Source organism: Streptomyces sp. XY431, assembly GCF_001279805.1.
Lineage (GTDB): Bacteria > Actinomycetota > Actinomycetes > Streptomycetales > Streptomycetaceae > Kitasatospora > Kitasatospora purpeofusca.
Genome location: NZ_LGDO01000457.1, coordinates 30,869 through 55,261, shown reverse-complemented (window position 1 = coordinate 55,261; position 24,393 = coordinate 30,869). Strand labels below are relative to the sequence as shown.

At 74.3% G+C, this 24,393-nt stretch carries 23 protein-coding genes and 3 tRNA genes; 11 read left to right on the top strand and 15 right to left on the bottom strand.

Annotation, left to right across the window (positions count from 1 at the left end; genetic code table 11):
• Positions 1-48: 48 nt before the first annotated feature.
• Complete coding sequence (locus ADK60_RS28790) at positions 49-1,320, top strand: RNA polymerase sigma factor (RefSeq protein ID WP_079008753.1); 1,272 nt, start codon at positions 49-51, stop codon at positions 1,318-1,320.
• Between the two features lie 91 nt (positions 1,321-1,411).
• Here the strand turns inward: ADK60_RS28790 and ADK60_RS28785 are convergent, their stop codons facing one another.
• The 4 genes from ADK60_RS28785 to ADK60_RS28770 form a co-directional block, all read right to left on the bottom strand.
• The gene (locus tag ADK60_RS28785) at positions 1,412-2,536 is read right to left on the bottom strand and encodes a helix-turn-helix domain-containing protein (protein ID WP_053649789.1); all 1,125 of its coding nucleotides are present in this window, start codon (positions 2,534-2,536) and stop codon (positions 1,412-1,414) included.
• A gap of 479 nt (positions 2,537-3,015) precedes the next feature.
• Positions 3,016-4,422, bottom strand: a complete 1,407-nt coding sequence (gene gad / locus ADK60_RS28780; protein ID WP_053649788.1) for a glutamate decarboxylase — start codon at positions 4,420-4,422, stop codon at positions 3,016-3,018.
• Between the two features lie 121 nt (positions 4,423-4,543).
• Positions 4,544-5,977, bottom strand: coding sequence for an FGGY family carbohydrate kinase (locus ADK60_RS28775; RefSeq protein ID WP_053649786.1), 1,434 nt, complete (start codon positions 5,975-5,977; stop codon positions 4,544-4,546).
• A gap of 169 nt (positions 5,978-6,146) precedes the next feature.
• The gene (locus tag ADK60_RS28770; RefSeq protein WP_037781098.1) at positions 6,147-6,440 is read right to left on the bottom strand and encodes a hypothetical protein; all 294 of its coding nucleotides are present in this window, start codon (positions 6,438-6,440) and stop codon (positions 6,147-6,149) included.
• A gap of 246 nt (positions 6,441-6,686) precedes the next feature.
• Between ADK60_RS28770 and ADK60_RS28765 the strand changes: the two genes are divergently transcribed.
• Positions 6,687-6,759: transfer RNA gene (locus ADK60_RS28765), tRNA-Asn, on the top strand.
• Positions 6,760-6,818: 59 nt separating this feature from the next.
• Positions 6,819-6,891: transfer RNA gene (locus ADK60_RS28760), tRNA-Asn, on the top strand.
• Positions 6,892-6,993: 102 nt separating this feature from the next.
• On the opposite strand, the gene ADK60_RS28755 is transcribed toward ADK60_RS28760, so the two are convergent.
• Positions 6,994-7,740 (bottom strand): trypsin-like serine peptidase, encoded by a 747-nt coding sequence (locus tag ADK60_RS28755; protein ID WP_053649784.1) that lies wholly within the window; start codon positions 7,738-7,740, stop codon positions 6,994-6,996.
• A 340-nt stretch (positions 7,741-8,080) separates the two neighbouring features.
• Here ADK60_RS28755 and ADK60_RS28750 point away from each other — a divergent pair.
• The 3 genes from ADK60_RS28750 to ADK60_RS28740 all read left to right on the top strand — a co-directional run bounded on the left by ADK60_RS28750 (position 8,081) and on the right by ADK60_RS28740 (position 9,596).
• A tRNA-Ile gene (locus ADK60_RS28750) sits at positions 8,081-8,154 on the top strand.
• A gap of 284 nt (positions 8,155-8,438) precedes the next feature.
• Complete coding sequence (locus ADK60_RS47050; RefSeq protein WP_053649782.1) at positions 8,439-8,690, top strand: helix-turn-helix domain-containing protein; 252 nt, start codon at positions 8,439-8,441, stop codon at positions 8,688-8,690.
• Between the two features lie 9 nt (positions 8,691-8,699).
• Entirely contained in the window at positions 8,700-9,596 is an 897-nt protein-coding gene (locus ADK60_RS28740) for a 1-aminocyclopropane-1-carboxylate deaminase/D-cysteine desulfhydrase (protein WP_053649781.1), read from the top strand.
• A 67-nt stretch (positions 9,597-9,663) separates the two neighbouring features.
• Here ADK60_RS28740 and ADK60_RS28735 read toward each other — a convergent pair whose 3' ends face one another.
• Both ADK60_RS28735 and ADK60_RS28730 read right to left on the bottom strand, forming a co-directional pair.
• On the bottom strand, positions 9,664-11,265 hold the full coding sequence (locus tag ADK60_RS28735; protein ID WP_079008750.1) for an LCP family protein: 1,602 nt from the start codon (positions 11,263-11,265) through the stop codon (positions 9,664-9,666).
• Between the two features lie 149 nt (positions 11,266-11,414).
• Complete coding sequence (locus tag ADK60_RS28730) at positions 11,415-11,879, bottom strand: MarR family winged helix-turn-helix transcriptional regulator (protein ID WP_030395831.1); 465 nt, start codon at positions 11,877-11,879, stop codon at positions 11,415-11,417.
• A 90-nt stretch (positions 11,880-11,969) separates the two neighbouring features.
• Between ADK60_RS28730 and ADK60_RS28725 the strand changes: the two genes are divergently transcribed.
• Positions 11,970-13,013, top strand: coding sequence for an NADP-dependent oxidoreductase (locus tag ADK60_RS28725; RefSeq protein WP_053649776.1), 1,044 nt, complete (start codon positions 11,970-11,972; stop codon positions 13,011-13,013).
• Between the two features lie 363 nt (positions 13,014-13,376).
• A complete protein-coding gene (locus ADK60_RS28720) occupies positions 13,377-13,871 on the top strand; it encodes a DUF3145 domain-containing protein (RefSeq protein WP_045938511.1) in 495 nt (164 codons plus the stop codon).
• 98 nt (positions 13,872-13,969) lie between these two features.
• Here the strand turns inward: ADK60_RS28720 and fabF are convergent, their stop codons facing one another.
• The 5 genes from fabF to ADK60_RS28695 all read right to left on the bottom strand — a co-directional run bounded on the left by fabF (position 13,970) and on the right by ADK60_RS28695 (position 18,966).
• Positions 13,970-15,235 (bottom strand): beta-ketoacyl-ACP synthase II, encoded by a 1,266-nt coding sequence (gene fabF, locus ADK60_RS28715; RefSeq protein ID WP_045938512.1) that lies wholly within the window; start codon positions 15,233-15,235, stop codon positions 13,970-13,972.
• Positions 15,236-15,378: 143 nt separating this feature from the next.
• On the bottom strand, positions 15,379-15,621 hold the full coding sequence (locus ADK60_RS28710; RefSeq protein ID WP_030310143.1) for an acyl carrier protein: 243 nt from the start codon (positions 15,619-15,621) through the stop codon (positions 15,379-15,381).
• Between the two features lie 79 nt (positions 15,622-15,700).
• Entirely contained in the window at positions 15,701-16,735 is a 1,035-nt protein-coding gene (locus ADK60_RS28705) for a beta-ketoacyl-ACP synthase III (protein ID WP_053649775.1), read from the bottom strand.
• A complete protein-coding gene (locus tag ADK60_RS28700) occupies positions 16,732-17,679 on the bottom strand; it encodes an ACP S-malonyltransferase (RefSeq protein ID WP_045938513.1) in 948 nt (315 codons plus the stop codon). The genes ADK60_RS28705 and ADK60_RS28700 overlap by 4 nt, the downstream gene beginning before the upstream one ends.
• A 90-nt stretch (positions 17,680-17,769) precedes the next feature.
• Positions 17,770-18,966 carry a PucR family transcriptional regulator gene (locus tag ADK60_RS28695; RefSeq protein WP_030395837.1) on the bottom strand — a complete coding sequence of 399 codons (1,197 nt, stop codon included), beginning with the start codon at positions 18,964-18,966 and terminating at the stop codon, positions 17,770-17,772.
• Between the two features lie 215 nt (positions 18,967-19,181).
• On the opposite strand from ADK60_RS28695, the gene ADK60_RS28690 reads away from it, so the two are divergent.
• Positions 19,182-19,958: a pirin family protein gene (locus ADK60_RS28690; RefSeq protein ID WP_053649773.1), complete on the top strand. Its 777-nt coding sequence runs from the start codon at positions 19,182-19,184 to the stop codon at positions 19,956-19,958.
• Positions 19,959-19,998: 40 nt separating this feature from the next.
• On the opposite strand, the gene ADK60_RS28685 is transcribed toward ADK60_RS28690, so the two are convergent.
• Positions 19,999-20,832 carry a serine hydrolase domain-containing protein gene (locus ADK60_RS28685; protein WP_053649772.1) on the bottom strand — a complete coding sequence of 278 codons (834 nt, stop codon included), beginning with the start codon at positions 20,830-20,832 and terminating at the stop codon, positions 19,999-20,001.
• 106 nt (positions 20,833-20,938) lie between these two features.
• Between ADK60_RS28685 and ADK60_RS28680 the strand changes: the two genes are divergently transcribed.
• The gene (locus ADK60_RS28680) at positions 20,939-21,394 is read left to right on the top strand and encodes a MerR family transcriptional regulator (RefSeq protein ID WP_053649770.1); all 456 of its coding nucleotides are present in this window, start codon (positions 20,939-20,941) and stop codon (positions 21,392-21,394) included.
• A gap of 10 nt (positions 21,395-21,404) precedes the next feature.
• Here ADK60_RS28680 and ADK60_RS28675 read toward each other — a convergent pair whose 3' ends face one another.
• The gene (locus tag ADK60_RS28675) at positions 21,405-21,995 is read right to left on the bottom strand and encodes a TIGR03086 family metal-binding protein (RefSeq protein ID WP_045938516.1); all 591 of its coding nucleotides are present in this window, start codon (positions 21,993-21,995) and stop codon (positions 21,405-21,407) included.
• A gap of 101 nt (positions 21,996-22,096) precedes the next feature.
• On the opposite strand from ADK60_RS28675, the gene ADK60_RS28670 reads away from it, so the two are divergent.
• Positions 22,097-23,089 carry a helix-turn-helix transcriptional regulator gene (locus ADK60_RS28670; protein ID WP_053649768.1) on the top strand — a complete coding sequence of 331 codons (993 nt, stop codon included), beginning with the start codon at positions 22,097-22,099 and terminating at the stop codon, positions 23,087-23,089.
• A 28-nt stretch (positions 23,090-23,117) separates the two neighbouring features.
• Here ADK60_RS28670 and ADK60_RS28665 read toward each other — a convergent pair whose 3' ends face one another.
• Entirely contained in the window at positions 23,118-24,329 is a 1,212-nt protein-coding gene (locus tag ADK60_RS28665; protein ID WP_053649766.1) for an alpha/beta hydrolase, read from the bottom strand.
• Positions 24,330-24,393 lie beyond the last annotated feature (64 nt).

Genomic DNA, 24,393 nt, shown 5'->3' with positions numbered 1-24,393 from the left:
TGCCTCCGTACAGCGCGGGTCCGCCAGAGTCGCGCCCGCCCAGAGGGGATGCCCGTGGACCGAGGCCCCGCCGCGACCGCCCAGCCGACCACCGATCCGCTCGCCCCGCCTCCGCCGTCCGACGACACCGCCGACCCGCCGGAGGACCACGGCCGGGCGGGGCCGCCGCCCGCGGACGGCGCGCGCGGGGCCGCCCAGGGCCGCCCGTCGGGGCACCCCGAGGCCGAGGGGGCGGGCGGCCCCGAGGAGACAGAGGGCAGAGAGGACACCGAGGACACCGAGGACACCGAGGACGGGGACGCCGAGGACTCCGAGAACGCCGAGGGTGCCGAGGGTGCCGGTCGGGAGGAGCCGGAGGACCCCGAGGAGACGGTCGGCCCGCGGCGCCCGGCGGCCACCGATCCGAGCGGGCCCGCCGCCGACCTGCTCCGCCAGTACCTCCGCGAGATCGGCCGGATCCGGCTGCTCACCGCCGCCGAGGAGGTCGACCTCGCCCGCCGGATCGAGGCCGGCCTGTTCGCGGAGGAGCGACTGCACCGCGAACCGCCGCCCGCCGACCGGCTGGCCGCCGAACTCGGCACCCTGGTGCTGATCGGCCGGCTCGCCAAGCGCCGGCTGATCGAGGCCAACCTGCGGCTGGTGGTCTCCGTCGCCAAGCGCTACATCGGCCGCGGCCTCACCCTGCTCGACCTGGTCCAGGAGGGGAACCTCGGGCTGATCCGGGCGGTCGAGAAGTTCGACTACGCCCGGGGCTACAAGTTCTCCACCTACGCGACCTGGTGGATCCGCCAGGCGATGAGCCGCGCCCTGGCCGACCAGGCCCGGACGATCAGGGTCCCGGTGCACGTCGTCGAACTGATCAACCGGGTGGTGCGGGTGCAGCGTTCGCTGCTCCAGGAGCGCGGGACCGAGCCCGGCCCGGCCGACATCGCGGCCGCCCTGGAGCTCACCGAGGAACGGGTGCGGGAACTGCTCCGGCTCGCCCAGGAGCCCATCTCCCTGCACACCCCGGTCGGCGAGGAGGACGACGTCGCGCTCGGCGACCTCATCGAGGACGCCGACGCGGCCTCACCCGCCGAGTCCGCCGCCTTCCTGCTGCTGCGCCAGCACCTGGAGGCGGTGCTGGCCACCCTCGGCGAGCGCGAGCGCCAGGTGGTCCAGCTCCGGTACGGCCTGGACGACGGGCGGGCCCGCACGCTGGAAGAGATCGGCGTGCTGTTCGGGGTGACCCGGGAGCGGATCCGCCAGATCGAGTCGAAGACCCTGGTCAAGCTCCGCGACCACGCCTTCGCCGCCCAGCTCCGCGGGTACCTCGAGTAGCGGACGGCCGCACGGCGCGCCCGGTGGCGCGTCGTGCGGCCGGTCGGTCCGTCAGCCGGGCAGCCGGTCAGCCGGTCAGCCGGTCAGCCGGTCAGCTGGACGGCGCCGGAGCCGGGTCGCCGGCGGCCGCCGGCGGGGAGGCCGGGCCGACCGGGATCGGGGTGTTGGCGACCACCCGGGCCAGGTCGGAGATGCTGGAGGTGCAGGAGGCGCCCTCCGGCTGGGCCTGCTTGCCGCAGACCTGGAGGACGGCCGAAGGGTCGCCCGCGTTCACCATCTGCGAGTAGTTGTCGTACCCCCAGTGGATCAGCGCCGTCTCCGACTCGCCGCCGCTGGTGGTGATGGTCGCCTGGTCGCCGGGCTGGCCCTCGGTGATGGCGGCCCAGGCCGCCTGGCACTTCTGGCTGTACCGGAGGTAGATGACGACCTTGCCGATGTTGGTGGTCAGCAGGGTGCGGGCGTCGCCGCCGCAGCCGGCCGCCTTGGGGTCCTTGTGCGCGCAGCCGAGCGCCTGGCAGGCCGGGACCGCCGGGGCGGGGTTGGCCGGCACGGCGGGTGCGGAGGTGCTCGGCGAGGCGGAGTCGACGGGCGTCACCGACGTGGAGGGCAGCACCGTGGCGGCGGTCGGTCCGACGTTGTCCTCGTCGGCGCCGGAGAAGTACCGCACCCCGGCGAGGGCCAGCAGCAGGACCGCGACCACCGAGGCGGCGACCAGGGCCACGGACCGGCCGCGCACCGGGCCGGTCGGCCCCTTGGTGGACCTGGCGCGGTCGGGAGCGGGAACGGCGGTGAGGTCGGGGGTGCCCCCGGTACCGGTGCCGTCGGCGCCCGGGTCCCGGTCGGGCCCGTCCGACTGCTCCGCTGTCCCAGTGGCCTCCGCGGCCTCCGCGGCCTCCGCGGTCTCCGCGGTCTCGGCAGCCTCGGCGCCCGCCGCCGTGTCACCCGACGTGGCCCCCTCGGCCGCCGTCAGCTCCCACAGCGCCCGCAGCTTCGGCCCGTCGCAGTCGACTGCTCCGACCAGCGCGTCCAGCGCCTGCTCGGTGATGACCCGCTTGCCGTTCAGCCAGCGCTCCCAGGAAGCCCGGCTGTAGTGGGTCCGGGCGGCCAGTTCGGAGAGCGAGAGCCCGGTCGCGTCCTTGACGGCTCGCAGCTCCTCCGTGAGGCGCCTGGCAGGGTCGGACAGGTCGTCGGGCAGCTGCTTCCAGGCGGAACCCATGCGGTCTCTTCCAAACGTGCGAGGCGGGCGGGGCGGGCGGTGCTGGAACCGGTCCGGGCCCCGGTGACGTGTCCGCGTCTCAAACCTCGACGGCCCGGTGTCCCAATACCCAGGTCCTGGCGCTGAGACGGACGGAAGTGTCTCACAACACCGGGAGACGCTCGAACATTCATATGGCGGTCGGGCATTGTTCTTCCCGACGGGGCAGTCCGCCGCCCCGGTCCCACCGCCCGGGTGCCGTCCCCTACGGCCCCGGTGCCGCCGTTCCCTGGCCCTCCACCGGTCCGAGACAGTCTCACGGGGGGATACTGCCCCGGACCGCAGGGAAGCACGGTGGGAAGGGTGTCCCAAGCCGTCTCAGGCAGCCCTTCCCACCGTGGTCACGACCCCGCGCGCCTGCTCGTGGCGACGCCCGCCCGCCTGCTCGCCCGTACGCCTGCCCGCCTGCCCGCCCTGCCGGGGACTCGCCCACCGGTGTCTCAGTGGTGGAAGGCCGTCCGGACCGGCACGCCGAGGTCCTTGAGCGGGACCGGCTGGCTGCGCAGCTCCGGCAGCAGCCGTTCCAGGTCCGTGAGCAGCAGATCGGCGAGGTCGCGCGAGAACCCGTTGCGGCAGACCACCCGCAGGACCGCGAGGTCCTCCCGGTTCGCCGGGAAGGTGTACGCGGGCACCTGCCAGCCGCGCTCGCGCAGCCGTCGCGACACGTCGAACACGTCGAACGGCACTTCGTCCGCGGTGGTGAACGCGAACACCGGCAGCTCGTCGCCCCGGGTGATCAGCCGGAAGCCGCCGAGGCCCTCGATCTCCCCGGCCAGATAGCCGGCCACCTCCCGGCAGACGCCCTGGACGGCCCGGAAGCCGGCCCGGCCCAGCCGCAGGAAGGTGTAGTACTGCGCGACCACCTCGGCGCCGGGCCGCGAGAAGTTCAGTGCGAAGGTCGGCATCTCGCCGCCCAGGTAGTTGACCCGGAACACCAGCTCCTCGGGCAGCGCCTCGTGGTCCCGCCAGAGCGCCCAGCCGACGCCCGGGTAGACCAGTCCGTACTTGTGGCCGGAGGTGTTGATGGAGGCGACCCGGGGCAGCCGGAAGTCCCAGGCCAGGTCCTCGTCCAGGAACGGCGCGACCATGGCGCCGGAGGCGCCGTCCACGTGCACCGGCACGTCCAGGCCGGTGCGCTGCTGGAGGTCGTCGAGCGCGGCGCAGATCGCCTCCACCGGCTCGTAGGAGCCGTCGAAGGTCGAGCCGAGCACTCCGACCACGCCGATGGTGTTCTCGTCGCAGAGCTCCACCGCCTGTTCGGGGCCGAGGTGGAAGCGCTCGCCGTCCATCGGCGCGGTGCGGGCCTCGACCTCCCAGAAGGCGCAGAACTTCTCCCAGCAGACCTGCACATTGACGCCCATCACCAGGTTGGGCCGGGCACCGGCGGCGTAGCGCTCGGCGTTGCGGGTCGTCCAGCGGCGCTTGAGCGCGAGTCCGGCCAGCATGCAGGCCTCGCTGGAGCCGGTGGTGGAACAGCCGATGGCGGCGTCCGGGTCCGGGGCGTGCCACAGGTGGGCGAGGATCGACACGCAGCGCCGCTCCAGTTCGGCGGTCTGCGGGTACTCGTCCTTGTCGATCATGTTCTTGTCGAGGCACTCGGTCATCAGCCGGGCGGCCTGGACCTCCATCGAGGTGGTGACGAAGGTCGCCAGGTTGAGCCGCGCGTTGCCGTCCAGCAGCAGCTCGTCGTGGATCAGCTGGTACGCCGTGTCGGCCGGGACCGGGCCGTCGGCGAGCCGGTGCAGCGGGGGCGACAGCTCCATCCCGCCGAGCGGGTCGGCGGCGGTGCCGACGAACGGTCCGACGGTCAGCCGGCGGTCGTCACCGGTGCCCTTGTGCAGTGCCATGGCGAATCCGCCGCCCTTCCGTCCGGTGGCCCGGGTCGCCTTCCACGCTGCCACCGGACGCCGGGTGGCGCATCCGCTGCGGCGGAGCGCCCACGACCCGGGGCACCCCGCCCCGGCGGTCTCAGCCCGCCGTCTCCGGGTGGATCTGCTCGCGGGCGGCCCGGTACTGCTGGCGGACCGCCGAACCGACCGCCGGGTCGTGCTCGGCGTCCGGGGCGACGGTGACGGCCCCCGGCAGCTCCCAGCGCGGCGGCTCGGGCGTTCCGGCCAGCGCCCAGGCCGCCTGCCGGGCCGCGCCGCGCGCCGCGTGCGCACCGGGGGGCGGGACGACCACGGGGACGCCGAACAGCTGCGGCGCGACGTGCCGCACCGCCGCCAGCCGTCCGGCGGCGCCCAGCAGGAAGACCCGCTTCACTTCGACGCCGCGGGCGCGCAGCACGTCCAGGGCGTCGGCGCTGTTGCAGAGCATGCCCTCGACGGCGGCCCGGGCCAGGTGCTGAGGGGACATCGACTCGGCCCGCAGGCCGGTCAGGGTGCCGGCCGCGTGCGGCAGCGCGGGCGTCCGCTCGCCGTCCAGGTAGGGGAGCAGCACCAGCCCGTACGCGCCGGGGGAGGACTGCATCGCGAGGTCGCTGAGGCCCTCCAGGTCGCGGCCGAGCACGGCGGCGGTGGAGCGCAGCACCTGGGCGGCGTTCAGGGTGGCGACCATCGGCAGGTGGCGGCCGGTGGCGTCGGCGAAGGAGGAGACCAGCCCGGTGGCGTCCACCACGGCCTGCTCGTGCACCGCGAAGATCGTCCCGGAGCTGCCGAGCGAGACCACCGCGTCCCCCGGGCCGAGGCCGAGGCCGAGCGCGGCGGCCATGTTGTCCCCGGTGCCGGCCGAGATCAGCAGGCCCTCGGGGGTGTGGCCGGCGGGTTCGGCGGGGCCGAGCACGTCCGGCAGCTTCAGCTGGTGGCCCAGGGCCAGTTCGACCAGGTCCTGGCGGTACTCGGCGGTGATCGGGGACCAGTAGCCGGTCCCGGAGGCGTCGCCCCGGTCGGTGGTGCGGCGCCTGGGGTGGCCGAGCAGCTGCCAGACCAGCCAGTCGTGCGGGAGCAGCACCTCGGCGACCCGCCGGGCGTTGGCCGGCTCGAACTCGGCGAGCCAGCGCAGTTTGGCGACGGTGTACGTGGGGCCGGGGACGGCGCCGATCGCCGCCGTCCAGGCCGCGGGGCCGCCCAGCTCGTCCACCAGGGCGGCGGCGGCGCCGCCGGCGCGCGGATCGTGCCACAGGATCGCCGGCCGGACCAGCACGCCGCCGGCGTCGAGGCCGATCATGCCGTGCTGCTGCGCGCTGACGCCGATCGCCCGGACGCTCTCCAGCAGGCCGCCGGCCGCCGCGTCGCCGAGGGAGTGCAGCCAGAGCTGCGGATCGGCCTCGCCGGGGCGGGTGTCCGGGTCCTCCGGAGCGGGGTGGTCGGCCTTGCCGGAACGCAGGACGGCGCCGGTTGCGGAGTCGCACGCGACGATCCTGGTGCGACCGGTGGAGCTGTCTATCCCCGCGACGATGGCCATAGTCGAGATCATGCCTCAGCGGGCGTCCGGACGCGGCCCGGCCGGGCAAGTTTTGCCCGTTCGGTACCGCGCCCGGGAGCCCTCGTCCGGCCGGGCGCCACCGAGGTGCCGACCGGCCTTCGGACCCGCCCCGGGCGCGGTGGCCCGGGGCGGCGGCCAGGCACGACGGTCAGGGGCGGAAGGTGCCCCAGGCGTCGTCCTCGGCCTTCGGCCGGTTGAAGTACGGCACCCGGTCGGTGACGGCGTTGGGCAGCCGGTCGCCGACCTTGTCGGCGACGGCTCCGGCGGCCTTCCCGGCGACCGCGCCGGCCTGCTGGCGGGCCTTGTCCGTCGCGCCCTGGACCTTGGGGTTCTGGGCGACCTGCCGGGTGACCCTGGCGATCTGCTCGTAGCGCTGGCGCCCGGCCCGCGTGCCGAGTACGTAGCCCGCTGCGAGTCCGACGCCGAACGACAGCTTCCACATGGTCGGATTCCACCCTCTCCTGGCGGCCATTGCCGCGTTGCCCTACCCGTCTGTCGGGACGGTGAACCGTCGGTGACCCCAGCATCCACGGACGGGGCCCCGGGCGCGCGGGGAGCGCACCCGGCGGGGCCGGTCGGCGGCGGCCGGGGAAAGCGATTGGCGGACCACCCCCCCGAGTGCGCTAATGTATGTCCCGCAGCGAGCGCCGAGGAGCCCGGGAGACCGGGGGCCGAAGCGGAAGCTCGATCCCCCATAGCTCAATTGGCAGAGCAGCCGACTGTTAATCGGCAGGTTATTGGTTCGAGTCCAATTGGGGGAGCCGAGGTGGTGGCCTTCGGGCCCATCACCCGTACGTGGTACGGCTGTTGTGTACCGCGATCCCGCATAGCTCAATTGGCAGAGCAGCCGACTGTTAATCGGCAGGTTATTGGTTCGAGTCCAATTGCGGGAGCTGCGCCGGGTCCGCCCGGTGACTGCTCAGAGCGAAGGCCCCTCGGTAGACCGGGGGGCCTTCGTGTTGCCCGGGCCCGACTCCGGGCCCCGGCGGGCCGGCTCAGGCGAGCGCCTGCTGGTACAGCTCGGCGACCCATTCGTCGAAGGCGACGCTGTACGAGGTCTCGGGTGTCGCGCCGCCCTCCTGGTAGCCGCCGATCACCCCGATCACCCGCCCGTTGGTGGTCAGCCACGGGCTCCCGCTGGTGCCGTCGGTGTAGCCGCCGCAGTCGAACCGTTCCTGGGTCGGGCTCTGCGAGGCGGTCAGGCCCGAGCAGGTGATCGGCTCGTCCCGCTCGTTGGGGTAGCCGGTGACCGAGACCGCCAGGCCGAAGCCCTGGTCGGTGCCGAGCGGGTTGCCGCCGACGGCGTCCTCGACCTGCTGCCCGTTCACCGGCCGCACGGTGACGAACGCCACATCGTACTCGGGGTCGTCGTCGGACTCCCAGTGCGGATCGACGGTGACCGACTCCACCGGCCAACTCCCGTACGGCGAGTACCCGTTGCGGTAGCCGGGAGTGAACACCAGACCGTCCAGCAGGCCGATCCGGCGGCTCTGCACGCAGTGCGCGGCGGTGACCAGCAGATTGCGCCGCGGGCTCCTCACCACGCTCGCCGTGCACGCCCTGGGGCCCTCCGAGGTGTGCACGGACAGGGTGCCGATCCGGTCCCAGGCGGGGTTCTGCGGCGCGACCGAGGCCGTCCGGCCCTCCTCGCCCCCGCCGCAGGCGATGGCGGCGGCCAGCAGCAGGGCCGCCAGGGCGAGCGTCCGGGCCGCGCGCGCGGGTCGAACCGGGCGGGAGGGCATCGGTGCTCCGTCTGGTCCTCGGGGGCGGTCGCCGCCGGTCATGCGTCCGCCGTTCGAGAGCAAGATCTATCAGGCCGGGCCCGGCCGCGCCACTGCCGCCGCCGACTCCCGACCCCCCGTCACCCGGCCCTGCCGGAGCGCCCGCCGCAGACCCGCCGCCGCCCGCCCGCCTACCCGCCGACTGTCCGTCGGCGGCCCGCCGGGGTCGGCCGCCCCCGGTGCGCACCCGTGTGCGCCCCCGGCGCGCACCACGGGTGATCGACCGGCTATGCTGCCCGGGACGGCCTTTCGGGGCCGTCTGCTGCTGCCGCGACCGGCTTGCCGTCGCGCGCTGCGAACCGGGGCGGTAGCTCAGCCGGTTAGAGCAGGGGACTCATAATCCCTTGGTCGTGGGTTCGAGTCCCACCCGCCCCACCTCTCACGCCCGCGCGGGCGGCCCCCCGGCTGGGAAAACCCTAGGGGATCAAGCCCGCCGCCACGCCACGACGCGCCGGAATTCACCCGCTCGTGGGCACCGCCCGGCCACCCCGCCACCCCCTCCGTCCGAGGCCCGTGCTCCCGGACGCCCCTCCCCGGTCCACCGATCGGTTGACCCCCTCCACCGCGCCCGCCGGCCGCCGGGACCCTTCGGTCGATCCGTCGGCGGGGCCCCGCGCGGGAGGCTCGTAGGCGTCAGGGAGGCCGCCCGCGGCGCCTCGGTGCTCGGCCAGGTCCGGGAGCCGGACCGGGAGCCGGACCGGGAGCCGCTGAGCCCGCGCGAGCCGGAGGTGCTGGAGCCGGTCGCCGCCGGATCCACCGACCGGGAGGCGGCGGCCCGGCTGTTCATCGGCGAGGCCACCGTGAAGACCCACCTGATCCACGTCTACGCCGAGCTCGGCGTCAAGGACCGCGCCTCGGCCGTCGCCGCCGGCTTCGACCTGGGCCTGCTCACCCCCACCGGTCGCCCGTAAGCTGGCCGGATGCTCGAATCCGCGCTGCTGCCGACCCCGCTGGCGGACTGCACCGACGAGGCGCTCGCCCGGGCCGGGGTGGAGCTGCGGCTCAAGCGGGACGACCTGGCGCACCCGCTGGTGCCGGGGAACAAGTGGCGCAAGCTCGCGCCGAACCTGGCGGCCGCCGTCGAGGGGGGCCACACCCGGCTGCTGACCTTCGGCGGGGCGTACTCCACCCATCTGCGGGCGGTCGCGGTGGCGGCCGCGGCGCTCGGGCTGGAGAGCGTCGGGCTGGTCCGCGGCGAGGAACTGGCCGACCGGCCGCGCAACTGGTCGCTGCGGGCCGCGGAGGCGGCCGGGATGGAGCTGGTGTTCCTGACCCGGGCCGAGTACCGGGAGGCCGCCGGCCGGGCCGGGGAGGGGGCGGGGTGGCGCTGGGGCCCTGGCCTGGTGCTGCCGGAGGGCGGCTCCAACGGCCTCGCGGTCACCGGCGCGGCGGAGATCGTGGCGGAGCTGGCCGACCTGGGCGAGCGCGACGTGGTCTGCTGCCCGGTCGGCACCGGCGGCACGCTGGCCGGGATCGCGGCCGGGCTGCCGCCGGGGGCGCGGGCGCTGGGCGTGGCGGTGCTGCGCGGCGGCGAGGGGTACCTGGAGGACGAGGTGACCCGGTTGCACCGGGAGGCGTACGGGCGGGAGTTCGACGGCTGGCGGATCGACCACGGGCACCACGGCGGCGGCTACGGCCGGGTGCCGGCCGCGCTGGAGGAGTTCGCGGCCGGCTTCGAGCGGCGGCACGGGATCGCCCTGGAGCGCCGCTATGTCGCGAAGACGCTGGCCGCCCTGTACGACCTCACGGCGGCCGGCGCCTTCCCGCCCGGCACCAGGCTCACCGCCGTGGTCACCGGGCTGCCCGACCCAGCCTGAGCCGGGCGCCGGGCGCCGGGCGCCGGACGGGAAGGGGCGGGAAAGGGCCGGAAGGCCGCGCCGGGCCTCAGCCGAAGGTGAGGTTGGCGCAGGGGTCGGCGTCGGCGCCGCGGCTGTTCTCGGCGATGCCGCTGGGGACGCTGCTGGGCAGCGGTCCGGTGGCGGCCGGCGGTGCGGCGGGGGCACCGGTGGGGGCGCCGGCAGGGGCACCGACGGCGGCTCCCACGGCAGCGGGCGCGCCGCCGGGCACGGGCCGGGCGGTCGGACCGGTGGTGGCCGCGGGCGCCGGGCGGTAGTCGCGCCCGAGGGTGACCGTGACGCCCTCGGAGCCCGGCTCCTCGGTCGTCCTGGCGCCGGGGAAGAGCGTGGCGAGCTGGTCGGCGACGGCCTTGAACGGCGGGTCGTAGGCGATCTCGGTGCGCAGCCGGCCGCCGGTGGTGGCGCCCAGCGAGACATTGGTGAAGCCCTGGGCGCGGATCGCCGCGGCGCCCCGGCCGGCGAGGCCGTCGGTGCCGACGCCGTTGACCACGGTGACCGTGGCGGCGAGCTGCTCGGAGCTCAGCGGGGTCGCGGCCGGCGCGGGGGTCGCGGCGCCGTCGGTGGCGGCGGGCGAGGGGGCGGCGGTGTCGGCGTCCGCGACCAGGCCGGTGCTCTGGCCGTCCAGGGTGCGGTCCTCGCGGAGCAGCCGCCACAGGGTGTCCACGTCGGGGTGGACCAGGTCGACCCGGCCCTTCTGCACGACCGAGAACCGCCAGGGGGTGGTGACGAAGGTGATGTCGGACAGCTTGATCTGCTGCAGCGACTGCGCGAAGTCGACCAGCTTCATCGCGGTGCCGAGGCCCTCGTCGACGGTCAGCGAGCGGGTGGCGGCGTCGGCGAGCGGGAGCAGGGTCGGCAGTGAGAAGCCCTGGGACTGGATCTTGCGGATCATCGAGGAGAGGAAGGCCTGCTGGCGCTTCATCCGGCCGATGTCGGAGTTGTCGCCGATGCCGTAGCGGGCGCGGAGGTAGTCGACGGCCGGCTGGCCGGCGATCTTCTGCAGGCCCTTGCGGAGCTTGATGTTGTGCGAGTTGACGTCGTTGGGGACGCAGACCTCGACGCCGTTGATGGCGTCGGTCATCGCGGCGACGCCCTTGAAGTCGACCACGATGGTGTGGTCGATCCGCAGCCCGGTGAGCGCCTCGACGGTGTTCTGGGTGCAGGCCGGGTTCCCCTTGGGGGACTCGCCGACGGTGAAGGCCTCGTTGAACATCTGGTTGGTGCGGGGCTTCGTCCAGTCGCCGCTGGGCAGCCGGCAGGACGGGACGGTGACCAGGGTGTCGCGGGGTATGGAGACGCCGACGGCGTGCTTCCGGTCGGCGTAGACGTGCAGCAGGATCGCGGTGTCCGAGTGGCCCACCCCCTCGTCGCCGCCGCCGAGGTCGGAGTTCCCGTCGTTGCGGGTGTCCGAGCCGAGCAGCAGGACGTTGACCGGGACCGAGGCCCCGGGAGCGGTGGGTACCGGCGCGGGCGGGCGCTCGGTGGCGACACCACCGGCGTCGAAGGTGCTGATGTTGGTGTCCAGCCGGTGGTAGAACCAGGCTCCGGCTCCGGCCACGGTCAGCACCAGGACGGCCGCGAGTCCTATGACGGTCCGTATGACACGCCGACGGCGCGAGCTGCCGCTCATCCTTCCCGTCCCCCCGTTTTCCGTTCTGGGATCCCACCCGGCCGCCGGTCGGCGGGCGGGTGCCTCGTCTTCGAACGTTAGACGTCTCGGGGGAGTGTTCGGTTACCTCCGATCGGCGGACAATTCGGAGGCCGGAGCTGTGATGCTGCTCACGCGCCGGGGCCGGTGGCGCCGGTGAGCATCCGGCGGAGCAGGTCGCGCAGCTGGGTCCGCTCCTCGGAGTCGAGCGCGGCGAGCGGCTCGCGGGCGAAGTTCAGCGACTCGCGGAGCTCCTCGGAGGCGCCCGCCCCGGTCTCGGTGGCGGCGACCAGCTTGACCCGGCGGTCCTGGAGGTCGGGCTGGCGGGTGACGAAGCCGCGGGTCTCCAGCCGGTCCACGATGCCGGTGATGTTGGAGGGCTCGCAGCTGAGCGTCTGGGCGATCTGGCGCATGGGCATCGGGCCGCGCCGCAGCAGCGCGAGGACCTTGGCCTGCGCTCCGGTGAGCGAGCGGGCGGCGGCGGCCTCCTCGTACTCGCGGTGGAAGAGTGCGACCAGGTTCGCCATGAGATCGACGACCTCGCGGGTGATCTCGTCGGTCTGCGGTGCGGTGGCCCGGGTCGGCTGGGTGTCCATGCTTCCCATCATACCTGAACAGTTGACAACGTGAACCTTTCATGCCCATTGTTACTTCACCGACTCAACCTTTTATGTGGGGAGATCATCATGACCGCCGAGCCGACCGCCGCTCCGGAAGCACCCGCCACCGCCCGCGAGTGGCACCTCGCCGCCCGCCCCGAGGGCTGGCCCGTCCCGACCGACTTCGCCCTGGTCGAGGCGCCGGTCCGGACCCCGGGCCCGGGCGAGATCCTGGTCCGCAACACGGACCTGTCGGTCGACCCCTACATGCGCGGCCGGATGAACGACGCCAAGTCCTACATTCCGCCGTTCCAGCTCGGCGCGGCCATGGACGGCGGCGCCGTCGGCTACGTCGTGGCCTCGGCGGCCGAGGGCTTCGCCCCGGGCGACGCGGTGCTGCACGGGCTCGGCTGGCGCGAGTACGCCACCCTGCCCGCCAAGCACGCGGTCAAGGTGCCGGAGATCGAGGGCGTCCCGCTCTCCGCCTACCTCGGCGTGCTCGGCATGCCCGGCCTGACCGCCTACGCGGGCCTGCTCGCCGTCGGCGCGCTCAAGGAGGGCGACCGGGTCTTCGTCTCCGGCGCGGCCGGCGCGGTCGGTTCGATCGTCGGCCAGATCGCGAAGCTCAAGGGCGCCTCGCTGGTGGTCGGTTCGGCCGGCTCGGCGGAGAAGGTCGACCGGCTGACCGGGGAGTTCGGCTTCGACGCCGCCTTCAACTACAAGGACGGCCCGGTCGGCGAGCAGCTCGCCAAGGTCGCCCCGGAGGGCATCGACCTCTACTTCGACAACGTCGGCGGGGAGCACCTGGAGGCCGCGATCAACGCCCTGGGCGTGCACGGCCGGGCCGTGCTGTGCGGCGCGATCGCCCACTACAACGACACCGCCGCCGCCCCCGGCCCGCGCAACCTGATGCAGGTCATCGGCAAGCGGCTGCGCCTGGAGGGCATCCTGGTCGGCGACCACGACGCGCTCCGCCCGCAGTTCGTCGCCGAGGTGGGCGGCTGGCTCCAGGAGGGGAAGCTGCGCTCCGAGGAGACCGTGGTGGACGGCTTCGAGAACGCCGCCCAGGCCTTCCTGGACATGCTGCGCGGTGCCAACACCGGCAAGATGGTGGTCCGACTGAAGGGCTGACGCCCCGTCCCGACGGCCCCCGCTCCCGCCTCGTACCGGCCACCGCCGGTGCGAGGCGGTTTGCGTACCCGGCGGAGGGGATCCGGCCGCACTACCGCATTCCGGCCGGATCCGAAAGTGCGTCAGCACCGCTGCGGGGAGGCGCGGTACGGTGGTCCCGCCTGGCGATGGGGCCGTTCGGGGGAGAGATCCCACCGAGGGGTGGACCTCGTTGCGGATTCGACTAGCATTGAGCGAAAGCCTGTCCGTTTTGCTCAATTTAGTGACTTAATGTCGGCTAACGTGGGTAACTGTGGATCAACTACGGGCACGAACGCGAGGCAGCTGGGGAAGGCGACCCTCGTCCACAGCCTGGAGGTCCCGGTGACGACACGTGGAGTCCTGTACGTCCACTCCGCGCCCCGCGCGCTGTGCCCGCACGTCGAGTGGGCCGTCGCGGGGGTGCTCGGAGTGCGGGTGAGCCTGGACTGGATCCGCCAGCCGGCCGCGCCCGGACACTGGCGCGCCGAGCTCTCCTGGCAGGGCGAGCCCGGCACGGCCTCGAAGCTCGCCTCCGCGCTGCGCGGCTGGCAGCTGCTGCGGTACGAGGTCACCAGTGAGCCCTGTGCCACGGCCGAGGGCGAGCGCTACAGCAGCACGCCCTCGCTCGGCATCTTCCACGCCGTCACCGGCATCCACGGTGACATCCTCATCCCCGAGGACCGGCTGCGCGCCGTCCTGCTGCGCGCCCGCAGCGAGGGGGCGGACCTCGAGGGCGAGATCGCCATGCTGCTCGGCAAGCCCTGGGACGACGAGCTGGAGCCTTTCCGCTACGCGGGCGAGGGTGCCCCGGTGCGCTGGCTGCACCAGGTGGTCTGACCCGCCGCGGGACGAACGACGAGGAGGGGCCGGCGCTCAGTACGAGCGCCGGCCCCTCCTCGTCGGACGCGGTCCGGTTGCGGACCCTCGCCCCGGGGTCAGCGGGAGCGGAAGGCCAGCACCACGTTGTGGCCGCCGAAGCCGAACGAGTTGTTCAGCGCCGCGATCCGGCCCTCGGGCAGCGGGCGGGCCTCGCCGCGGACGATGTCCGCGTCCACGTCGTCGTCCAGCTCGTCGACGTTGATGGTCGGCGGGGCGAGGCGGTGGTACAGGGCCTGCACGGTGGCGACGGTCTCGATGCCGCCGGCGCCGCCCAGCAGGTGGCCGGTCATCGACTTGGTCGCCGAGATGGCGATGTGGTCGAGCTCCTCGCCCAGCTCCTTGCGGAGCGCCTTCAGCTCGGCGGTGTCACCCTGCGGGGTCGAGGTGGCGTGCGCGTTGACGTGCACGATCTCGGCCTTGTCGAGCTGGTTGCGCTCGAACAGGTCGGCCAGCGCGCGGGCCACGCCGGCCCCGGTCGGCTCGGGCTGGGCGATGTGGTGGGCGTCCGAGGACAGGCCCTGGCCCACCGCCTCGCAGTAGATGCGGGCCCCGCGGGCCTCGGCGTGCTCCACGGACTCCAGCACGACCACGCCGGCGCCCTCGCCGAGCACGAAGCCGTCCCGGCCCTTGTCGTACGGGCGGGAGGCGCGCTCGGGGTCGTCGTTGTTCTTGGACATCGCCATCATGTTGGCGAACGCGGCGATCGGCAGCGGGTGGATCGCCGCCTCGGTGCCGCCGGCCACCACGACGTCGGCGCGGCCGTTGCGGATCATCTCGATCGCGTAGCCGATCGCCTCGGCGCCGGAGGCACAGGCGGAGACGGGGGTGTGCACACCCGCGCGGGCGCCGACCTCCAGACCGACGTTGGCCGCCGGGGAGTTGGGCATCAGCATCGGGACGGTGTGCGGGGAGACCTTGCGGGCGCCCTTCTCCTTCAGTACGTCGTACTGGTCGAGCAGGGTGGTGACGCCACCGATGCCGGAGGCGATCACGGCGCCCAGGCGCTCCGGGGCCAGCTTGGAGGACTCGTCGGTGGCCGGGGTCTCGAAACCGGCGTCGGCCCAGGCCTCGCGGGCGGCGATCAGCGCGAACTGCGCCGAGCGGTCCAGCTTGCGGGCCAGCGGACGGGGGAGGATCTCGCCCGGCTCGACGGCGGTGCGCGCGGCGATCCGGACGGGCAGCTCGGCGGCCCACTCCTCGGTCAGGACAGCCACCCCGGAGCGCCCGGCGAGCAGGTTCTCCCAGGTGGTGGCGGCGTCGCCGCCCAGCGGCGTGAAGGCGCCGATACCCGTGACGACCACGGTACGGTTTTCAACGGTCACTGGATCTTCTTCTCTCACGTTCGTGCGGGGGGTCGGCGGCGGGCCGAATGTGGGCCCGGCCGGGCGCCCGGTGGGCGTCCCGGCCGGCGGGTCGGCCGACCCGGTGGAGTCGGCCGATCTCAGGCATCGACAGAGTCGACGGCTCAGGCGTTGGTGAGGATGTAGTTCACCGCGTCGCCGACGGTCTTCAGGTTCTTGACCTCGTCGTCCGGAATCTTGACGTCGAAGCGCTCCTCGGCGGCCACGACGACCTCGACCATGGACAGCGAGTCGACGTCCAGGTCGTCGGTGAAGGACTTGTCGAGCTCGACGTCCTCGGTCGGGATGCCGGCGATCTCGTTGACGATCTCGGCGAGACCTTCCAGAACCTCGTCCTTGGTAGCCATACTGGCTGCTCCTCTTCGGTGTTGAATGCGGCCGCCCGGCGGACGGACGCAGGTTTGTGGTGGATCGGGCAGAAAACGCCTAGGGGAGCGTAACGACCGCCGCGGCGTACACGAGACCCGCCCCGAACCCGATGATCAGTGCGAGGTCCCCGCTGCGGGCCTCGCCGCTCTCCAGCATGCGCTCCATCGCGAGCGGGATGGAGGCCGCCGAGGTGTTCCCGGTCTCCGCGATGTCGCGGGCGACCGGCACCGACTCGGGCAGCTTGAGGGCCTTGATCATGGCATCGGTGATCCGCATGTTGGCCTGGTGGGGGATGAACGCGCCGAGCTGGTCGGCGGTGATCCCGGCGGCGTCCAGCGCCTGCTGGGCCACCTTCGCCATCTCCCAGACCGCCCAGCGGAAGACCGTCTGACCCTCCATCCGCAGGGCCGGCCACCTGGTCTCCTCGCCGGCGCCGTTGATGGCGTCCTGCTTGGCGAAGGCGGTGTCCCAGGCCTCGGTCTGCGAGATGACGTCCTTCTGCGAACCGTCCGAGCCCCAGACGACCTTGCCGATGCCGGGGGTGTCGGACGGGCCGACGATCGCGGCGCCGGCGCCGTCGCCGAAGATGAACGCGGTCGAGCGGTCCGAGGTGTCGGTCAGGTCGCTGAGCCGCTCCACACCGATCACCAGGACGTACTCGGCGCTGCCGCCGCGCACCATGCCGTCGGCCAGGCTCAGGCCGTAGCCGAAGCCGGCGCAGGCGGCCGAGATGTCGAAGGCCGGGGCGGTGCCGCAGCCGAGCCGCTCGGCGATCTCGGTGGCGATGGCCGGGGTCTGCTTGAGGTGCGAGACGGTCGCGACGATCACGCCGCCGATCCGCGCCGGGTCGATCCCGGCCTGGGCGATCGCCTTGCCGGCGGCCTGCACCGACATCTCGGCGACGGACTCCTCCGGACCGGCCCAGCGGCGCTCGGCGATCCCGCTACGGGTGCGGATCCACTCGTCCGAGGACTCGATCCAGGTCAGCACCTCGGCGTTCGGGATCACCCGGACCGGCCGGTAGCCGCCCACGCCGTGGATGCGCGAGTACCGCGCACCGGTGACGGGGCGGATCTGGGGGGTGTTGCTCATGCCTGCTCCTGCTCCTGACCGCCGTGCTCCGCGACCAGGGCGAGTGCCTTGTCCAGGTCGGCGGGGGTCTTGAGGGCAAGCGTCGCCACACCCTTGAGGTTGCGCTTGACCAGTCCGGTGAGGGTGCCCGCCGGGGCGAGCTCGATGACGGCGGTCGCGCCCAGCTGCTGGAGGGTCTCCATGCAGAGGTCCCAGCGGACCGGGTTGGACACCTGCGACACCAGTCGGCTCAGCACCTCGGCACCGGAGGCGACCACCTGGCCGTCCTGGTTGGAGACGTAGGCGACCTCGGGGTCGGCGACCGTCAGGGTCGGGGCCAGCTTGGCCAGCCGCTCGACGCCGGGGGCCATGTGGGAGGTGTGGAAGGCACCGGCCACCTTCAGCGCGACCAGCCGGGAGCCGGCCGGCGGGTCCTCGCGCAGCGCGTCCAGCTGCGGCAGGGTGCCGGCCGCGACGATCTGGCCGCCGCCGTTGTTGTTGGCCGCGGTCAGGCCGTGCTCGGCCAGCTTGGCCGCGACGGCCTCGGCGTCGCCGCCGAGCAGGGCGACCATGCCGGTCTCGGTGGCCGCGGCGGCCTCGGCCATGGCCAGGCTGCGCTCGCGGACGAAGGTGAGGGCGTCGTGGGCGCTCAGCACCCCGGCGCCGGCGGCGGCGGTGATCTCGCCGACGCTGTGGCCGGCGACGGCGCCGACCAGCCCGCGGGCGGCGTTCTCGTCCGGGAACAGCGCGCGGGCGGTCACCAGGCCGGCGGCGACCAGCAGCGGCTGCGCGACGGCGGTGTCCTTGATCTCCTCGGCGTCCGCCTCGGTGCCCGCGCGCACAAGGTCGAGCCCGGCGACCTCCGACCAACCGCGGAGGCGGTCGGCGACGCCGTCGAGCTCCAGCCAGGGGCTGAGGAAACCGGGGGTCTGGGCACCCTGTCCAGGGGCGACGATTACGAGCACGGTTCAACCCTCTCTCGCCAGGCGCCCGGGGGCGGGTAGGCGACGGTAACGAAGAAAAGCATCCGGGATTGTAAGGTCCCTACAGCGTGGTCAGCTTGACTCTCCGGTGGCCGTGAGCCGCCCCAGCGCCAGTGCGATACGCAGGGTGAAGGCCGAACGCACGTCGGAGGGAGCGTAGCCCGTGACGTCGGTCACACGTCGGAGCCGGTAGCGCACCGTGTTGGGGTGGACGAAGAGCATCCGGGCGGCGCCCTCCAGCGAGGAGGCCTGCTCCAGGTAGACACTCAAGGTCTCCAGGAGTGCCGAACCGGCCTCGTCCAGCGGTGTGTAGATCTCCTCCACCAGCTGGCGCCGGGCCGCCTGGTCGCCCGCGAGTGCCCGTTCCGGCAGCAGATCGTCCGCCAGCACCGGCCGCGGGGCGTCCGGCCAGGCCGCGCAGGCCCGCAGACCGGCCGCGGCGGCGTGTGCCGAGCGGGTCGCCGAGAGCAGGTCGGGCACGGTCGGGCCGACCACCACCGGACCGGCCGCGAACTGGCCGATCAGCGCCCGGGCCGCGTGCACCGGCTCCTTGTCGCCGCCCACCACGACCACCAGGCGCTTGCCCAGCACCCCGGTCAGCACGTGCAGCTTGGCGTACCTGGCGGCCCGGCGGATCGCCTCCACCACCAGCTCGCTGTCACCGTCCGGCGCGGAGCCCATCACCACCCGGACCTGGCTGGGCTGGCCCCAGCCGAGCGCGGCCGCCCGGGACAGCACGCCCTCGTCGGCGTCGCCGGAGAGCAGCGAGTTGACCACCAGGGCCTCCAGCCGGGCGTCCCAGGCCCCCCGGGCCTCGGCGGCCTGGGCGTACACCTGGGCGGTGGCGAAGGCGATCTCCCGGGCGTAGACCAGCACCGACTCGCGCATGTCGGCCTCGTCGCCGGGGGCGGCCACCTCCTCGATCGCCTCCTCCATCACCTCGATGGTGGTGCGGATCAGCTCGACGGTCTGGCGCAGGGTGATCGCCCTGGTCAGCTCGCGCGGCGCGGTGCCGAAGACATCGGTGGAGATCGCCTGCGGGGCGTCCGGCTTGCGGTACCACTCGGTGAACGCGGCGATACCGGCCTGGGCGACCAGGCCGATCCAGGACCGGTGCTCCGGCGGCATCCGCCGGTACCAGCCGAGCTGGTCGTCCATCCTGGCGATCGCGGCGGAGGCGAGCTTGCCGGAGGACTTCTCCAGCCGCTTGAGGGTCGCGGCCCGGCGCTCGGCGCGGTCGGCGGCGAGCCGGCGCTCCTGCGCGGTCAGGCGCGGTGCCGCCCGCCCGGGCCGGTCTCTCCCGGCACCGGGCGTCGGGCTCTTCCCGTTCCTGTCGGGGGTGGTCGGATCGCTCTTGGAGTTCGCGGAGGCGGCTGGCACAGGGACAAGACTGCCTCACCGGAGTGACTGCTCGTGCACAGGCCCCGGCGGACGGGCGGGGTGGTGACCGTCACACCCGCCGGAGCCGGCACTACGGTGGGCCCGTGACCGATGCCCCAGCCCGTCCCAGGGCCGATCTCCGCCGCACCGCCGAGCGCTACCTCTCGACCCCCGCCGAGGGCGTCGAGACCCGGCACGCGTTCTCCTTCTCCGGGCACTACGACCCGAGGAACACGCACTTCGGGGCCCTGCTGGCGTGCAACGAGGAACAGCTCGCCCCCGGCGCCGGGTACGACGAGCACAAGCACCGGGACACCGAGATCCTCACCTGGGTGCTGGAGGGCGCGCTGGCCCACCGGGACTCGCACGGGCACAGCGGGGTGGTGCGGCCCGGCATGGTCCAGCACCTGGGCGCGGGCTCCGGCGTCAGCCACACCGAGCGCAATGTCGGCGGCGCCGACGGCCCGGTCCGCTTCGTCCAGATGTGGCTCCAGCCGGACGTCCTCGACGCGCCGCCGGTGTACGGGCTGCGCGGGGTGGAGCGGGCGGCCGACGGGTTGACGCTGCTCGCCTCCGGGCTGGCCCGGGACGCCGGCACGGAGGCGCTGCGGCTGCGGCGCGGGGACGCCGCGCTGTGGCTGGTGACCGCCGGGCCCTGGCAGCCGCTGCCGGCGCTGCCGGCCGCCGCCTACCGCTACGCGCACCTGACGGCGGGCTCGCTCGGCTACCGGACGGTGCCCGGGCCGCAGGGCGGCGGCCGTTCGATGGTGCCCGGCGACAGCGTGCGGATCACCGGGGACGCCTTCGCGGCGCCGACGGCCGGCGGGACCGGCGCGGAGCTGCTCCTGTGGGAGATGCACTCGCCGGTCTCGTACGGCTGACGGCGCCGCTGCTGCCGTACCGCCCCGCGTACTGCCGCCGTCAGCCCCGGAGTTCGGCGAGGACGGCGTCGGAGAGCACCGGCCAGACCTCGGCGGCCCACGGGCCGAAGTCGAGGTCGGTGAGCGCGACGCAGGCCACCCCGGCCTCCGGGTCCACCCACAGGAAGGTGCCGGACTGGCCGAAGTGGCCGAAGGTCGCCGGGGAGTTGGTGGTGCCGGTCCAGTGCGGGGCCTTGCCGTCGCGGATCTCGAAGCCGAGGCCCCAGTCGTTCGGCCGGCGGTGGCCGAAGCCGGGCAGCACGCCGCCGGTGCCCGGGAAGGCCACCTCGCGGGTCGCCGCGCGCAGGGTGCCCGGGTCGAGCAGCTTGGGCGACTGCAGCTCGGCGGCGAACCGGGCGAGGTCGGCGACGGTCGACAGGCCGCCGGCCCCGGCGGGGGTGCGGTGCGCGGTGTTGATCAGGGTGGCGTTCATGCCGAGCGGCTGGAACACGGCCTCGGCGGCGTACCGGCCGAACTCGATGCCCGCCGCCTCCTCCAGGGTCCGGGCCAGCACGTCGAACCCGGCGTTGGAGTAGAGCCGGCGGTTGCCGGGCTCGGCCATCACCCGGTGCTCGTCGAAGGCCAGGCCCGAGGTGTGGGCCAGCAGGTGCCGGACGGTCGAGCCCTCGGGCCCGGCCGGGTCGTCCAGCTCGAAGACGCCCTCCTCGACCGCGACCAGCACGGCGTACGAGGTGAGCAGCTTGGTCACCGACGCCAGCGGGAACAGGTGCTCCTGCGGACCGTGCGCACCCAGCAGCGCACCGTCCGCGCCCCGTACGACGGCCGCCGCCGCGTGCGGCACCGGCCAGGTCTCGATCTTCCGCAAGCTCTCCATGCGCCGACTCTAACGGGGGCGCCCGCCCCGCCGGGATGGCAGGCTTGGTCCGACCGCACTCCACGGCGCCGGTGGCGTCGGCACGTTCAGCACCGGGGGGACCGAGATGACCGTACTCGCAGCGATCGAGGCCGGACTGCGCACCTGCGACGAGGTGTTCCGGGACCCGCTCGGCGCGCCGGACCGGACGGCGCGGCACACCATCGGCGAGGTGTCGGTGGCCAGCGGGCTGACCGCGCACACCCTGCGCTGGTACGAGCGGATCGGCCTGCTGGACCCGGTCGACCGCTCGGCCTCCGGCCAGCGCCGGTACAGCGACGCCGACCTGCACCGGCTGGCCTTCCTGGGGCGGCTGCGGCTGACCGGGATGCCGGTGGCGGACATGCTGCGGTACGTGGAGCTGGCCCGCGAGGGCGACCGGACCTCCGCCGACCGGCGCGATCTGCTGCTCGCCCACCGGGAGGAGGTGCGGCAGCGGATCGCGGACCTGCACGCGACGCTGGCCGTGCTCGATCACAAGATCGACCTGTACGACGGCCGCGTCGCGCGGTGGGAGCCGTGAGCCGGGGGTCTCAGACCTCCCGGCCGAGGTACGCGGCGAGCCGGGTGTACGGACCGGCCTCGGCGGGGGCGGGCCGGACCGGGCCGAACGGCACGGCGCCGCCGCGCGGTTCGGCCGGCAGCACGGCCAGGGCGATCCCCAGCGCGGCCTCGGCCAGCCGCTCGTCCAGGCGCTCGTCCAGCGGGGGGTCGGTGTCGAGCGCGCGGGCGATGTCCCAGGCGTGGGTGACGGTCTCCAGGACGTAGCCGCCGACCGCGGCCCGGCCGGGCACCTCGCCCCAGGGCGCGAAGGTCGGGCGGTCGAGCTTGGCGTCCTCGGCCCAGGCGGCGGTCACCCGGGCCCGGGCCCGGGTGAGGGCGGCCGGCCAGCCGTCGTCGGGGAGTTCGCCGGTCGCGGCCGCGACGTCCTCGCAGTGGCCGCCCTCGCCCATGTAGGCGAGCCGGTGGATGCCGCCGACCACATGGCCGAGCAGGGTCCGCAGGTCGTACTCGGTGCACGGGGTGGGCCGGTCCAGGGTCTCCGGGGCGGCCTCGGCGACCAGCTTCTCCAACTGGTCGAGGGCGAGCAGGTACAGCGGGCGCGGGTCCTGGGTGGTGTCCATGGGAACTTTCAACTCCAGTGGTGCGGAAGGTTTTGCGGTACGGAGGCAATCTCCCGGTAAAACCTGACAAGCGCCGTCATGATTTCTGGGATCCTCGGAGCATGAAGGCCGACCGCCTGCTCTCGATCCTGCTGCTGCTCCAGACCCGCGGCCGGGTGCCCGCCACCGAACTGGCCGAACGGCTGGAGGTGTCGGTCCGCACCATCTACCGCGACGTCGAGGCCCTCTCGACGGCCGGCGTGCCGGTCTACACCGAACGCGGCCGGCACGGCGGCATCAGTCTGCTGCCCGGCTACCGCACCGATGTCAGCGGCCTGACCGCCGACGAGGCGCGCGCCCTGTTCGTGCTGTCCGCCCAGGGCGCGCACAGCGACCTCGGGCTGGACGGCGCGCTGGGTTCGGCGCTGCGCAAGGTGATGGCCGCGCTGCCAGCCCCGCACCGGCCCGGCGCCGAGCGGATCAGCGAGCGGATCCTGGTCGACCCGGCGCGCTGGCTCCAGGCCGGCGCCGCCCCCGGGCCCGACCTCGGCGAGCTGCAGTACGCCGTGTTCGCCGACCGGCGCCTGCGGCTGCGCTACCGGCACAGCGGCTCGCCCGCCCCGGCGGAGTACACCGTGGACCCGTACGGCCTGGTCAGCAAGGCCGCCGTCTGGTACCTGGTGGCCGATCTGCGCGGCGAGCCGCGGCTGTTCCGGGCCGACCGGGTGCTGTACGCGGAGACCGCCGAGGAGTCGGTGCGCCGACGGCCGGGGGTGGGGCTCGGCGACGTCTGGACGGTGCTGCGCGAGCAGGTGGAGCGGCTGCCCAGGGAGTTGACGGTGAAGGTGCGGGTGCGGCGCGGGCGGCTGGACATGTTCGTCCGGATCCACGGCACCCGGCTCACCGCGCCGCCGCCGGAGAGCGGGGGCGGCGCGTCCGAGGACTGGGTCGAACTCGCGCTCGGCTTCCAGTCGCTGCCGGCCGTGCGGGCCCTGCTGGCGTTCGGCGCGGACGCCGAGGTGCTCCACCCGCCGGCCGCCCGCCGGGAGATGGCCCGCACCGCTGCCGAGGCCGTCCGGCTCTACCAGGAGGCGCGCCGGCCCGACCCGGTCTGACCCGGGGGTGCGGGTCTGAAGGCGCGCCCTAGGCCTCGGCGGCCGGGCGGAGCACGTCCTGGTCCCGGCCGAGGGCGACGGCGGCGAAGTTGTACAGGCTGTCGGTGCCGGTCGCGAAGTAGCCGTTGTGGCCGGAGGAGTGGGCCGAGGAGAGCCGCTCGGAGCCGAAGTCCACCGAGGTCGGGTCGGCGCCGTGGCCGAGTCCGCCGACCTCCAGGTACGGCACGTTGCCGATCCAGTCGGTCTCGTTGCGGGTCGCCCAGACCCGCACCCCGCCGCCCAGCTCGGAGCGGCTCTCCACGCCCATGCCGGGGGAGCCGAAGACCACCAGGTCGGTGACCCCGGCGGTGTCCGTCGGGGAGGCGGCCGCCCGGGGGATGTCCGGTGCGGCCGTGCCGCAGACCACCGAGCCGTAGGAGTGGCAGAACAGCGCCGGCGGCGCCTGCGGGCGGGTGGTCTCCTTCAGCCCGGCGAGCAGGCGGCGCAGCCGGGGCGCGCCGACGTCGGCGAGCCGGGAGGTGACCGCGTCCGGGCCGAGGCCGGAGGGGGTGACGTAGCCGGTCCAGGCGACGACGGCGGTGCGGGAGCCCGGGGACTGCCGGTGCTCCTCCTCGTACAGCGCGCGGGCCATTCCGGCGGGGGAGCGGAGCGGTTCCACGGCCTGGTCGAAGTGGCCGAGGTCGGCGTCGGAGCCGGGGACGAGCACGGCGATCCGGTCGGCCGTCCCGAGGTCGCCCCAGACCTCGGTCAGCAGGCCCCGGCCGCGCGGGTCGAAGGCGAGGATCTGCCTGCCGGGGGCGAGCAGGCTCTGCACGTCGTTGGCGCGGGAGACGGCCAGCGCGCGCTGGTCCTGGTCGAGCTCCGGGTCGGCCGCGCGGGCCCGGGCGTGGTCGCGCTCGGCGGCCAGCGCCACCCGGTTGGCCCGGTAGCGCAGGGCGAGCGGCGCGCCGTCGTAGTTGCCGACGACCAGCGGGTAGGCCGCGACCAGCCGGTCGGTCTCGGCCGGGGGGAGCCGGTCGAAGAACTCGGCGGCGGCGGCCGGCGCGGTGGTGGCCGGGTCGGGCAGGTCCTGGCCGTAGGAGTGGTCCTCGACCCAGGCGGCACTGCCGGCCGGCGGGGTGGAGATGGCCAACTGCTCGGTGGCGGCGGCGGCCTGGGCGGCCGCCGCACCGGCGTCCGCGAGGACGGCGGCGCCCGCGAAGGCGCCGATCAGGACGTGCTTCCACCGTCGACGGCGCATCGCCTCAACTCCCAGAGAGTCCCGTCACCGTTCCCGGACGGGGCCCGAGGGTGGTACGACTGCC